The organism is Achromobacter sp. D10, from assembly GCF_035282245.1.
GTDB classification, from domain to species: Bacteria; Pseudomonadota; Gammaproteobacteria; order Burkholderiales; family Burkholderiaceae_B; genus Achromobacter; species Achromobacter insolitus.
Map to the genome: position 1 here is coordinate 205,226 of NZ_JAYJLE010000001.1, position 12,057 is coordinate 217,282.

The window sequence follows — 12,057 nt, forward strand, 5'->3', positions numbered from 1 at the left end:
GAATATCAGTCCTTCTTAGCCTTACCCTGGGCCGCCACGGCGGCCATGGCCGCCTCGATCTCGGCGGCATCGCCCAGATAATAGTGGCGGATCGGGCGCAGGTCATCATCCAATTCATAGACCAGCGGCTGGCCCGTGGGGATGTTCAGATTGACGATGTCGTCGTCCGAGACGTTGTCCAGGTGCTTGATCAGGGCGCGCAGGCTGTTGCCATGGGCGGCGATCAGGACGTTGCGGCCGGCGCGGATGGCCGGGGCAATCGATTCGTTCCAGAACGGCAGCACGCGGGCCACGGTGTCCTTCAGGCATTCGGTGGCGGGCAGCTGGTCTGCGGGCACCTTGGCGTAGCGCTTGTCGAAACGCGGGTGGCGTTCATCGTCCAGCGCCAGCGGCTCCGGGGCGATGGCATAGGCGCGGCGCCAGATCAGCACTTGCTCGTCGCCGTACTTGGCCGCCGTTTCAGCCTTGTTCAGGCCTTGCAGCGCGCCGTAGTGGCGTTCGTTCAGGCGCCAGGTCACGCCGACCGGGGTGTACATGGCATCCATGGCGTCCAGGGCGATCCACAGGGTGCGGATGGCGCGCTTGAGCAGCGAGGAGTAAGCCAGGTCGAAGGTGTAGCCTTCTTTCTTGAGCAGCTCGCCGGCCTTGCGGGCCTGTTCGCGGCCGGTCTCGGTCAGGTCGACGTCGGTCCAACCGGTGAAGCGGTTTTCCAGATTCCACTGGCTTTCGCCGTGGCGCATCAGAACGAGTTTGTGCATGATTTGGGACGCTTGTAACGCGGGTTAAAGTGAAGGAATGCGCTCATTTTATAATTGAGCGATTTTGCCCTTGATTTTGCCCCGGCGCACCCGCCCATTTCCGCGGCGCGGCGCATCAGGGTTCGCCTATACCAGGCTAGTCGCCGCACTTCAGGATGCCCCGTGGACCTTTTGCAATTCTTGCTCGATAAAAACAACATCTTCATTGTCGCCGTTGCCGTGATCTCCGGCATCATGCTGGCCATCCCGGCCCTGCGCAAAGGCCGCACCGGGTCGGCAGTGAGCACGACCGAGGCCATCCAGATGGTCAACCAGCGCCAGGCGGTCTGGGTCGACGTGCGCCCCGCCGAACAGTTCCAGGCCGGCCACATCGCCCAGGCACGCAACGTGCCGGCAGCCGACCTGGAGCAAAAGGCCGCTTCGCTGCCCAAGAACAAGCCGCTGGTCGTGGTTTGCGACAATGGCCGCGACTCGGCCCGCGCCGCCGCCAAGCTGCGCGCCCAGGGATTCGCCGACGTGGTGCCGCTGGAAGGCGGCATGCGCGCCTGGTCGGCCGCCAGCCTGCCGGTGACCCAGAAGGGTTGAAGCCAGGGGCCGCGCCCCCATCTACCTATTCTTGTACCCACAGGAGCGCCTATGAACAAAGTCGTCATGTACAGCAAGGACTATTGTCCCTATTGCGCCCGCGCCAAGGCCTTGCTGGAGCAGCGCGGCGTGACGGACCTGGAAATCATCCAGATCGATCGGGATCCGTCCCAGCGCGAGGTCATGATCGAACGCACCGGCCGGCGCACCGTGCCGCAGATCTTCATCGGCGATACCCATGTCGGCGGTTGCGACGACTTGATGGCCCTGGACCGCTCGGGCGGCCTGGCCCCCATGCTCAACGGCTGACACACAGGCTGTACCTCCCCTTTTTGCCCCTCCCACCAACGGAAACACTCATGGCTGATCAAGACCAAAACTCCCAGCAAGAAGGCGGCAACGACGCGCCCTCGTTCAATCTGCAGCGCGTCTACCTGAAAGACCTTTCGCTGGAAATGCCGAATGCCCCCCACGTCTTCCTGGAGCAAGAAGCGCCCCAGGTCGAGGTGAGCATCACCGTGGGCGGTCAGCGCCTGGCCGAAACCGTGTTCGAAACCACGGTCACCGTCACGGTCACCACCCGCGTCAATGAAAAGGTCGTGTACCTGGTCGAAGGCACGCAAGCGGGCATCTTCGAGGCCGCCAACATCCCCGCGGAACAGCTCGATCCGCTGCTGGGCATCGTCTGCCCGACCATGCTGTACCCCTACCTGCGCGCCAATATCGCCGATGCGATCACCCGCACCTCGATGCCGCCGCTGCACCTGACCGAAGTGAATTTCCAGGCCCTGTACGAACAGCGCCTGGCCGAGCTGCAACAACAACAAGGCGCCGCCAACGGCAACGGTAGCGACTCGGGCATCATCCTGCCTCCCGGCGCGACCCGCCAGTAAGCAGGCCCCGGCGTCCCATGAAAAGAGCCCCCACGCTGCGCCTTCGGCTTGCTGCCCCCCGTGGGGGCGCTTTTCATCTTGAGGCGGCTCGGCGATGAAAAATCCCGATCCGCCACGCCTGCGCGTCGCCGTCCTGGGTGCGGGAAGTTGGGGCACCGCGCTGGCGGCGGCAGCTAGCCGCCGCCACGCCACCGTACTCTGGGCGCGCGACGCCGCGCAGGCGGCCGGCATGGCCGCCACGCACGAGAACGCGCGCTACCTGCCTGGCATTTCCCTGCCCCAGGCACTGAATGTTTCCTCAGACCTCGACGCCACGTTGCGCAGCCTCCAGGAGCCCGGGGCGCGCCGCCTGATCGTGCTCGGCGTACCGGTGGCGGGGCTGACCGCCATCTGTGACGAGCTTTCCCGCCGGCTGCCCGCGCTGGGATTGCAGGACACCCCGATCGTCTGGACGTGCAAGGGCTTCGAAGCCGACACGGCCAGGCTGCCCCACGAAATCATGCGCGAGGCACTGCCCGGCGCCGTGGGTGGCGCACTGTCGGGCCCCTCGTTCGCGCGTGAAGTCGCCCAGGGCCTGCCCGTGGCGCTGACCGTGGCCAGCGATAGCCCCGCCTTGCGCGAAGCCACAACCGCCGCCTTCCATGGCGCGGCCCTGCGCGTGTACGCCAGCACCGACCTGGTCGGCGTGGAAGTCGGCGGCGCGCTGAAGAATGTCATCGCCGTCGCCTGCGGCATCTGTGACGGCCTGGCCCTGGGCACGAACGCCCGCGCGGCGCTGATCACGCGCGGCTTGGCCGAGATGACCCGCTTCGGGGTGGCGCTGGGCGCGCAAGCCGAGACCTTCGCCGGGCTGACCGGCCTGGGCGACCTGGTGCTTACCGCGACTGGCGAGCTGTCGCGCAACCGCCGCGTCGGCCTGGAAATCGGCGCCGGTCGCAAACTGGCCGACATCCTGGCCAGCGGCATCACGGCCGAAGGCGTGCGCTGCGCCCGCGCCGCGCTGGAGCGCGCCCGCGCCATCGGCGTCGAATTGCCAATCACCGAAGCCGTCTGCGCCGTGCTGTTCGACGGCGTGGCTCCCATGACGGCCGTGTCCGCCTTGCTGGCGCGCGATGCCCGCTACGAAAGCGGCGCGACTGACGGCCAACCGGGCGCAGCGACGGCCCCCGGGCCCCACTGACCCGCCCAAAAAAACAAACACCCCGCACAACCCCGAGGAGACATCCTTCATGACGCAAACCCGCAAGTTCCGGGTCGGCCCGCTGCTACGCGGCCTGTGCCTCAGCCTGGCCGCCATCCTGCCGGCTGCCGCCCACGCCGACTGGCCCGACCGTCCGATCCACATGGTCGTCCCCTTCCCGCCCGGCTCGTCGCCCGACATCCTGGCGCGCACGATTTCGGAACCGCTGTCCCAGGCGCTGGGCCAGCCCATCGTGATCGACAACAAGCCGGGCGCCGGCGGCAACATCGGCACCCGCATCGTGTCCCAGGCCAAACCGGACGGTTACACCCTGCTCTACACGATCAACGGCCCTCTGGTCACGGCGCCCACGCTGTACAAGAAGACGCTGGGCTACGACCCGCTGCGCGACCTGCAACCGGTCTCGCTGGTGGGCACCAGCCCCAATGTGCTGGTGGTGCCCAGCAGCTTGAAGGTCGATAACGTCAAGGACTTCGTCACGCTGGTGAAGGGCCGCGGTAATTCGCTGAACTACGGTTCCGTCGGCCCGGGCAGCTCGGCTCACCTGGCGATGGAAATGTTCAAGGAAAGCGCCGGCGTGGACCTGGCCCATATTCCGTATTCCGGTTTTCCGCAGGTCATCTCGGCCATCATCGGTGGCGACGTTCAGGCCGGTTTCATGGTGCCTGCCATCGCCGTGCCCCAGGCGCGTGACGGCAAGGTGAAGCTGCTGGCAGTGACCAGCCTGCAGCCCAGCGAAGCACTGCCGGGCGTGCCTACGATGGCATCCCAGGGCTATCCCGATTTCGAAGCCATTTCCTGGAACGCCGTACTGGTTCCGGCCGGCACGCCCACGCCTATCGTCGAACGGCTCAACAGCGAACTGGCGCGCATCATCGACAGCGAAGCGGTGCGCAAACAGCTGGCACTGCAGTACTTCACGCCCGCGCCGTCCACGCCCGAAGCCCTCACCGCGCGTATCAAGAACGAAAAGGCGCGCTGGGACCAGGTGATCGAAAAGCTGAATCTGTCGCTGGATTGATTCCGGCGCCACGTTGATGGGTCATGCGCGTTGGATGCAACGCGCCCCCATCACACTCCCCCTTCATACCCCTGCTGGCGCCAGGCCTCGAACACCGTCACCGCGACGGCATTGGACAGGTTCAGACTGCGCTGGCCGGCACGCATCGGCAGCCGCAGGCGCTGCTGGGGCGGAAACATCGCCTGATGTTCTTCCGACAAGCCCGCCGTTTCCCGCCCAAACACGAACACATCGCCCGGCTTGAAGCCGATATCCGCCACGCTGCGCTGCGCATGCGTGGTCAGTGCGTAGATGCTGGATGGCGCGGCGCCCGTGTCGGCCAAGGCCTCCTGCAGCGAGTCATGCACGCGGACAGGCTGCCATTCGTGGTAGTCCAGCCCCGCGCGGCGCATGCGGGCATCGTCGAGCTCAAACCCCAAGGGGCGCACCAGGTGCAGCTGCGCGCCCGTATTGGCGCACAAGCGGATGGCGTTGCCGGTATTGGGGGGAATTTCGGGACAGACGAGGATGACGTGGAACATGGCGCTAGGAACTCAAGACGGCTTGCGGCTGGAGATGCCGCACACCCGGAATTGTCGCCGATTTACCCGGGGACGGACTCAGGGGGTGCGCGCGGCCACCAGCATCGTGACGCTCGCCGCTCCGGCGGCCAGTAGCGCCGAAGCCGCATCATTGGCCGTGCTGCCCGTGGTCATGACGTCGTCCACGACAAGCACGTGCCGTCCGCGGACGTCGCCCACGCAATAAAACACGTTTTGCGCCCCAAGCCGGCGGGCGCGGCGGCCCTGTCCGGTCTGCCGGGGGGCTTCGCGCCCGCGCCGCAATAGCCCGCGCGCCACCTGCAGGTTGAGCTCGGCCGCGAGGCTGCGGGCGATTTCGGCGGCCGGATTCATGCCGCGTTGGCGCAGCGACGCACGGCTGGCCGGTATGGCCACCAGCAAGGCGCCGTCCGGCAAGGGAGCGTCGCGAGCCGCCGCCGCAGCGATCAGCCGGGCAAGCACGGGCGCCATGCTGAGCCGTAGCCGGGTCTTGAGCATCAGGATCAGCGTATCGGCGGGCGGCGCATAGTCAAAGGCCGCGACCGTGCGCGAAAACGCCCAGGGCGTGCCCAGGCAGGCGGCACAATGCGGCGTGTCCGGCCGCTGCGCCAAGGCGCAACGAGGGCAACGCGGCGGCGGCCCCCCGCGGATATCCGCCTCGCACCCCTCGCAAAGGCGCGCGCCGGCCACGCGGGCGCCGCACAACGGGCAATCACAGCCTACCCGCGACAACAGCCACCGCCCCATTGCCCGTAGGGGCAATCGGAAGCCGCGGCCGGGATGCGCAATAATGGATGCCATCCCTCATGAAACCATGATCCGCCCGCGACGAAGACGCGGACGCGACCGAAATGTCCCTGCCAGAATCCGCAACGCTCCCCACCCTGCCCATCGTCAGCGCCGACGTCCCCAGGCAGTTCGCCCGCCGCGGCGACCTGTCCGACGCCCAGTTTCTCTATGGGGAAGTCGCCCGCCGCATGCTGGGGCGCCTGCAATACATTCGTGTCCAGCCCCAGGCGATGCTGGACGCAGGCTGCGGCGCGGGCGACAACCTGCCGCTGCTGCGCGAACGCTATCCCGACGCCGCCTATACCGGCCTGGACAACTGTGAACCGCTGCTGGAGCAGGCGCGCAAGCGCCATGCGCCGGCCGGTCTGTCGGCCTGGATCGGCAAGCTGGCGCGGCGCGGTCCGGCCGCTCCGGCCTTCGTCAACGCCGACCTGGCGGGCACGGGCCTGGCGCCCGAATCGCTGGAATTGGTCTGGTCCAACCTGGCCATGCACTGGCACCGCGCCCCCCACGCCGTGCTGGCGGAATGGCGGCGTATCCTGAAAGTGGGCGGATTGGCCATGTTTTCCTGTCTGGGACCGGCCACGCTGCGCGAGCTGCGGCAGGCCCTGGACGACGCCGGCCTGCGCACAGCCACGCCATCCTTCGTGGACATGCATGACTTCGGCGACTTGCTGGTGGAAAACGGCTTCGCGGACCCGGTCATGGACCAGGAGATCCTGACCCTGACCTACCGCAGCCCCGAAAAGCTGCTGCAGGACGTGCGCGCGCTGGGCGGCAACCCTGCCGAAGGCCGGCGCGGCGGATTGGTGGGCCGGGACTGGCGCGACCGTCTTTGCGGCGCATTGGAAGCGCAGCGCCGGCCGGACGGCCTGATCGTCCTGAGCATCGAGGTGGCTTACGGTCATGCCTGGCGCGCGGCCGCGCATCGCACCACGGCCGGCGAAACCCGGCTGTCGGTCAGCGCCATCGGCGGCCGGCACCGGGCTCCCTGAACCCGGCCACGCCGCGCTCAGCGGGCATGGCCGGCACGCTTTCGCCTGCCGGCCGCCTTGTCAGTGCAGACGTTCCGGAATGGGCACGCTGACCCCCGGCTCGGAAGCCGGCAGCGACGACATGGGCTCGGAGGTCGCGCGGATGCGCCTTCTCAGGACTGCCGTGGGCTCGGCCGGTCCTACCCCGGGCGAAGCAATGCCCCGCCATGCACTGGACATGGCTTCCACCACCAGCGGCAGATCGCGCAAGCGATGGAACTGGCTGCGCAGCCAGCGGGAATCGTTGCCGCTGCGCATGGATTCATCGCGCAAGGCGGCGATCATGTCGCCCGTGCCCAGTTCCTCGGCCACCGGCATCAGACGCTGGAACAGGTTGCGCAGGTGGTCCATCAGCCGCAGGCGCTGGCCGTCAGGCGTCACGTAACTGCCTTGCAGGCCAAAGCGGCAGGCCTGGAAGTGGTTGCTGCGATAGGACAGCCAGGCGCCGTCGCCGGGATCGCCCTCGCGCATCAGCAGCACTGCCAGGGCTTGGGCAAAGGCCGCGATCTGGCAGGCGCGCTCGACTGTCAGCGGCGTATCGCAAACGCGGATCTCGACGGTGCCGAATTCCGGCTTCGGACGGATGTCCCAGTACAGGTCCTTGATGCTTTCCGCCAGGCCGTAGGCTCGCAGCTGCGCCAGATGCGCCTCGAACTGGTACCAATCCTTCACTTCGGGCGGCATGTGCCCGGCCAGCGGGAAGCTGTTGACCGCGTTCAGGCGCGAGCACGAGAACAGCGTATCCACGCCCTCGCAATACGGCGACGAGGCCGACAGCGCGATGAAATGCGGCACATAGGGCGACAGGCGGCGCAACAGTTTGATGGAATCGTCGCCACTTTTGACGCCCAGGTGGATGTGCTGGCCGAAAACCGTAAATTGACGCGCCAGGTAACCGTACATTTCGGCCAGGTACTGGAAGCGCGGGGTGTCCGAAATAGAGCGCTCTTGCCAGCGCATGAAAGGATGTGCGCCGCCGCCGGCAACCGACACGCCCACGGCGTCCGCCGCTTCGATCAGCGCATCGCGCATTTCGCGCATCTCGGCCAAGAGGCCCATGGGGTGCTCATGCACCGAGGAGTTCAGTTCGATCATGGACCGCGTGATTTCCGGTTTAACGCGGTCGGCGATGGGATGGTTGGCCATTTGGGCCAGCAGCTCGTCCGAGGCTGCGGTCAGGTCAAAACTGCGGGGGTCTATCAGTTGCAGCTCGAGCTCGATGCCCAGGGTGTTGGGGGCCGACGAAATGAACGGGATCTGTTCCATCTCGGACTCCTTTCTGAATGTTTGATGAGGGTATGCGCCGTTCGACCTTGAAGCCCGGAAACTTCCCGGGGGGCACTAGACGGCAGCTTGTGCACGCATGATAGCCGCTGTTTTATGGCAAAAAGATGGAAAATCGTGACATTTATGTGCAACATCACGAAGCAATCGGTTTTTCCCTGTGAAGGAAAGTGAGCGAGTGCTCACGGCGTAGAAATGGCGCGGCCTCCCGGCCCGCGATGCCCGCATAGGTAGCCAGGACGGGGCTTTCGGGAGGGGGTGGGAAAACCCTTTTTAGGGTTATTACCTAAGAAATCCGCGGCTTCGTCGGGGCAGCAAGCGCGCGTAGCGTGCGCAGCGTGCGGGCCGCGCCGCCGCCTATTTCCGCCAGAAGATCGGGGTGAAGAGCACCAGCACTGTCAGCAGCTCCAGGCGCCCGATCAGCATCGCGAAGGTGCAGACCCAGATCTGGAAATCGGAGAGCACGGCAAAATTGCCCATGGGGCCTACCGGGCCGAGCCCGGGACCGGTGTTGTTGACGCTGGCGAAAACGGCCGAGAAAGCCGTGATCGGGTCCAGGCCGGAGAGCAGCAGCAGGCTCGTGAAAACCGCAATGGAAAGGCCGTAGAACAGCATGAACGCCAGTACGGAGGACATGGTGCGGGTCTCGACCGCCCGGCCATTGATGCGCACCGGACTCACGGCGTGTGGATGCAACATTGTTACCAGCTCGTTGCGGGCCTGTTTGACCAGGAGGATCGCCCGGATCATCTTGATGCCGCCCCCGGTGGACCCCGCCGACGTGGCAAAACCCGACAGCAGCAACATGGTCAACGGGGCGAACAGCGGCCACTGCGCGAAGTCGGTATTGGCGTAGCCCGTGGTGGTAGCCATGGAAATCGTGTTGAACATGCCGTAGCGCAGCGCCTGCAGCGGATCGGTATAGACCCCTTTCAGGAACAGGAACACGGAGATGACGAGGCCAACCCCCAGCACCACGACCAGGTAGGGAATCGCCTCCGGACACCGCAGATAGGCACGCCCGCTGCGCTGGCGGAAGGCGTTGAAGTGGGTGGCGAAGTTGATGCCGGCAATCAGCATGAACACCATTGCCACCATTTCCACCGCCACGGAATCGAAATGGGCGAAACCGTCGTCCCAAGTGGAAAAGCCTCCCAGACCCATGGTAGTGGCCATGTGACACCAGGCTTCAAACCACGATAACCCCACCGCCCGATAGGCCAGGAAGCACAGGATGGAAAAGACGAAATAGACCGCGTACAACGCCTTGGCGGTGCTGGCGATGCGAGGCGTGAGCCGTTCGTCCTTCATCGGGCCGGGCGTTTCCGCCCGCACCACCTGATGCCCGCCCACTCCGAGCAGGGGCAGGATGGCCACGGCCAGCACCAGGATGCCCATGCCGCCGATCCAGATCAGCGTGGCGCGCCACAGGTTGATCGAGGCGGGCAGCGTGTCCAGGTTGGTCAGGACCGTGGCGCCGGTAGTGGTCAGGCCCGACATGGCCTCGAAGTAGGCGCCGGTGAACGACAGCGGCAAGCCGGCGCCGTGGAAGTAGAGCAGCAGCGGAATGGCAGCCAGCAGGGGCAGGCCCGCCCACACGGCCGACACCAGCACGAAACCGTCCCGCGCCCGCAGCTCGCAACGGGCGCGACGCGTCACGGCCGCCAGCCCCCCGCCGATGCCCACCGAGATCAGGAAGCCGTCCAGGAACGCCTCGCGCGCCGCATCGCCCCCGACATAGGCGACGGTCAAGGGGATCAGCATGGTGAGGGCGAACATCACCATCGTCAGACCCAGGATATAGAGGGTGCCCAGGACGCGCTTCATGGAGCTATCCGGCCGCGCGCGGCTCGCGCAGAAGGAAGGAAGCGGCGCGCATCAGAAGAAGGACGCCGAAACTTGGAACAGCTTTTCCACGCGCGGCATCTGCCGGCGCGAGGGCACGAAGACAATGACGTGGTCGTCGGATTCGATCACGGTATCGGCGTCCGGCAGGATGATCTCGTCCTCGCGCACCAGCGCGCCGATGCTGGCGCCCTTGGGCAGGCTGATCTGGCCGACCGCGCGCCCGACCACCTTGGAAGTGGAGCGGTCGCCATGGGCGATGGCCTCCAGCGCTTCCGCCACGCCCTGGCGCAGCCGGTGCACGGCGGCCACGTCGCCGCGGCGCACGTGGCGCAGGAGTTCGCTCATGGTGGCCTGGGACGGCGACACCGCGATATCGATATGGCTGCCCTGCATCAATTCGCCGTAGGCCTGGCGGTTGATCAGCGCGATCACCTTGCGCGCACCCAGCCGCTTGGCAAGCAGGGAGGACATGATGTTGTCTTCGTCGTCGCTGGTCAGCGCCAGCCACGTGTCCATGTCTTCGATGTTCTCGCGTTCCAGCAGCGCTTCGTCCGTGCCGCTGCCGTGCAGGACCAGCACACTGTCGGGCAACTGGGTCGCCAGGTACTCGCAGCGCTTCTGGTCGCGTTCGATGATGCGGACGCTGTATTTTTCCTCGGCCAGTTGGCGCGCCAGGCGCAGGCCGATATTGCCCCCGCCCGCGATCATCACGCGGCGCACGGCGCGTTCGGCTTCACGCAGCTGCCGCACCGCGCGGCGCGCATCGCGCGAATCCACCACCAGCACCACTTCGTCGCCCGGGGCGACCACCGTGCCACTGCCAGCCCTCAGCGGCCGGCCGCCGCGCAGCACATCGATCACGCGCGCTTTGACGTCGGGCCAGACATCGCGCAGCTTGTCGACGGGGGAATGGGCCATGGGGCTGCCCGCCCCGACCCGCACCGTCACGACGCTGACCCGGCCTTCGGCGAACTCCACCACCTGCAGCGCCTCTGGAAACTCGATCAGGCTGTGCAGATACGTGGTAACGCTACGCTCGGGGCTGATCAGCGCATCGATGCAAAAGCCCTCTTCGCTCATGAGTTCCGGGTGTTCGGCGAACTCGACCGAGCGGATGCGGGCAATGCGGCGGGGAATATTGAACAACTGGCGCGCGATCTTGCAGGCCACCATGTTGGCCGAATCGGACGCGGCACAGGCGATCAGCAGGTCGGTGTCGGCGGCGCCGGCGGCTTCCAGCACCGATACCTGCGAGCCGTCGCCGTGGACGACCCGCAGGTCAAAGTGTTCTTGCAGGTATTGCAATTGGACGGGATCCGAATCGATCACCGTGATGTCGTTCTCTTCGGACACCAGGTTCTCGGCCACGCTGGTGCCTACGCGACCAGCGCCCATGATCAGGATCTTCATGAGCTCCGCTTGCGGGCGGACTCGATGCCCAATTGCTTGAGCTTGCGGTACAGATGGGTACGTTCCAGCCCGGTGCGTTCCGACACCCGGGTCATGCTGTGGCTTTCGCGAACCAGGTGGTATTCGAAATAGATGCGCTCGAATTCATCGCGCGCTTCGCGCAGCGGCTGGTCCAGCGAGATGCTGCCCAGTTGGCCATTGGAGGTGACCGGAACTTCGTTGGCGGGAGCGGCGGCCAGGACCGGAGGATCCAGTTCGTCTTCCAGCGCGACGGCGGCGCTGGCGACTGCCGGATGCGCAGCGGCGGGCGCCGGGTGCGGCGCGCGGCCGCGCGCCAAGCCGGCGGCGACGGTTTTCAACAGGCGCTGCAGCGTGATCGGCTTTTCGAGGAAATCCATGGCGCCGATGCGCGTGGCTTCGACTGCCGTATCGATGGTGGCGTGACCGCTCATCATGATCACGGGCATGTCGAGCAGGCCTTGTGAGCCCCACTCCTTGAGCAGGCTGACGCCGTCCGTGTCGGGCATCCAGATGTCCAGCAACACCAGGTCTGGACGCATGCGCAAGCGTGCGGCGCGCGCTTGCGCCGCGTTTTCAGCCAGCTCGACCGTGTGTCCTTCGTCGTATAGGATTTCCGACAAAAGCTCGCGTATACCGACTTCGTCGTCAACCACCAGAATTCTGGCCATAAAGCA

At 66.2% G+C, this 12,057-nt stretch carries 13 protein-coding genes; 6 read left to right on the plus strand and 7 right to left on the minus strand.

Features of this window, described 5'->3' with window-relative positions; translation table 11 throughout:
* Nucleotides 1-5: 5 nt before the first annotated feature.
* Nucleotides 6-758: a 2,3-diphosphoglycerate-dependent phosphoglycerate mutase gene (gene gpmA, locus VCS63_RS00945; RefSeq protein WP_063641391.1), complete on the minus strand. Its 753-nt coding sequence runs from the start codon at nucleotides 756-758 to the stop codon at nucleotides 6-8.
* Nucleotides 759-920: 162 nt separating this feature from the next.
* Between gpmA and VCS63_RS00950 the strand changes: the two genes are divergently transcribed.
* The 5 genes from VCS63_RS00950 (at nucleotide 921) to VCS63_RS00970 (ending at nucleotide 4,458) form a co-directional block, all read left to right on the plus strand.
* Nucleotides 921-1,343 carry a rhodanese-like domain-containing protein gene (locus tag VCS63_RS00950; protein WP_042796148.1) on the plus strand — a complete coding sequence of 141 codons (423 nt, stop codon included), beginning with the start codon at nucleotides 921-923 and terminating at the stop codon, nucleotides 1,341-1,343.
* A 51-nt stretch (nucleotides 1,344-1,394) separates the two neighbouring features.
* Nucleotides 1,395-1,652: a glutaredoxin 3 gene (gene grxC, locus VCS63_RS00955; RefSeq protein ID WP_042796147.1), complete on the plus strand. Its 258-nt coding sequence runs from the start codon at nucleotides 1,395-1,397 to the stop codon at nucleotides 1,650-1,652.
* Nucleotides 1,653-1,702: 50 nt separating this feature from the next.
* Nucleotides 1,703-2,236 carry a protein-export chaperone SecB gene (gene secB, locus VCS63_RS00960; RefSeq protein WP_063641392.1) on the plus strand — a complete coding sequence of 178 codons (534 nt, stop codon included), beginning with the start codon at nucleotides 1,703-1,705 and terminating at the stop codon, nucleotides 2,234-2,236.
* A gap of 94 nt (nucleotides 2,237-2,330) precedes the next feature.
* Nucleotides 2,331-3,416 carry an NAD(P)H-dependent glycerol-3-phosphate dehydrogenase gene (locus VCS63_RS00965; RefSeq protein ID WP_076816623.1) on the plus strand — a complete coding sequence of 362 codons (1,086 nt, stop codon included), beginning with the start codon at nucleotides 2,331-2,333 and terminating at the stop codon, nucleotides 3,414-3,416.
* A 49-nt stretch (nucleotides 3,417-3,465) separates the two neighbouring features.
* Complete coding sequence (locus VCS63_RS00970) at nucleotides 3,466-4,458, plus strand: Bug family tripartite tricarboxylate transporter substrate binding protein (protein WP_042796145.1); 993 nt, start codon at nucleotides 3,466-3,468, stop codon at nucleotides 4,456-4,458.
* A 50-nt stretch (nucleotides 4,459-4,508) separates the two neighbouring features.
* Here VCS63_RS00970 and VCS63_RS00975 read toward each other — a convergent pair whose 3' ends face one another.
* Both VCS63_RS00975 and VCS63_RS00980 read right to left on the minus strand, forming a co-directional pair.
* The gene (locus tag VCS63_RS00975) at nucleotides 4,509-4,979 is read right to left on the minus strand and encodes a tRNA (cytidine(34)-2'-O)-methyltransferase (RefSeq protein WP_042796144.1); all 471 of its coding nucleotides are present in this window, start codon (nucleotides 4,977-4,979) and stop codon (nucleotides 4,509-4,511) included.
* Nucleotides 4,980-5,057: 78 nt separating this feature from the next.
* Nucleotides 5,058-5,609, minus strand: a complete 552-nt coding sequence (locus tag VCS63_RS00980; protein WP_416379177.1) for a ComF family protein — start codon at nucleotides 5,607-5,609, stop codon at nucleotides 5,058-5,060.
* Between the two features lie 239 nt (nucleotides 5,610-5,848).
* Here VCS63_RS00980 and VCS63_RS00985 point away from each other — a divergent pair, with 239 nt between their 5' ends.
* Nucleotides 5,849-6,781 (plus strand): methyltransferase domain-containing protein, encoded by a 933-nt coding sequence (locus VCS63_RS00985; RefSeq protein WP_042796142.1) that lies wholly within the window; start codon nucleotides 5,849-5,851, stop codon nucleotides 6,779-6,781.
* A 60-nt stretch (nucleotides 6,782-6,841) separates the two neighbouring features.
* Here the strand turns inward: VCS63_RS00985 and VCS63_RS00990 are convergent, their stop codons facing one another.
* The 4 genes from VCS63_RS00990 to VCS63_RS01005 all read right to left on the minus strand — a co-directional run bounded on the left by VCS63_RS00990 (nucleotide 6,842) and on the right by VCS63_RS01005 (nucleotide 12,051).
* Nucleotides 6,842-8,086 (minus strand): YbdK family carboxylate-amine ligase, encoded by a 1,245-nt coding sequence (locus VCS63_RS00990; RefSeq protein ID WP_042796141.1) that lies wholly within the window; start codon nucleotides 8,084-8,086, stop codon nucleotides 6,842-6,844.
* 375 nt (nucleotides 8,087-8,461) lie between these two features.
* Nucleotides 8,462-9,931: a TrkH family potassium uptake protein gene (locus VCS63_RS00995; protein ID WP_063641397.1), complete on the minus strand. Its 1,470-nt coding sequence runs from the start codon at nucleotides 9,929-9,931 to the stop codon at nucleotides 8,462-8,464.
* A 51-nt stretch (nucleotides 9,932-9,982) separates the two neighbouring features.
* On the minus strand, nucleotides 9,983-11,362 hold the full coding sequence (gene trkA, locus VCS63_RS01000) for a Trk system potassium transporter TrkA (RefSeq protein WP_054457730.1): 1,380 nt from the start codon (nucleotides 11,360-11,362) through the stop codon (nucleotides 9,983-9,985).
* Nucleotides 11,359-12,051: a response regulator gene (locus VCS63_RS01005; protein ID WP_042796140.1), complete on the minus strand. Its 693-nt coding sequence runs from the start codon at nucleotides 12,049-12,051 to the stop codon at nucleotides 11,359-11,361. Before VCS63_RS01005 ends, trkA begins: the two co-directional genes overlap by 4 nt.
* Between the last annotated feature and the right edge of the window lie 6 nt (nucleotides 12,052-12,057).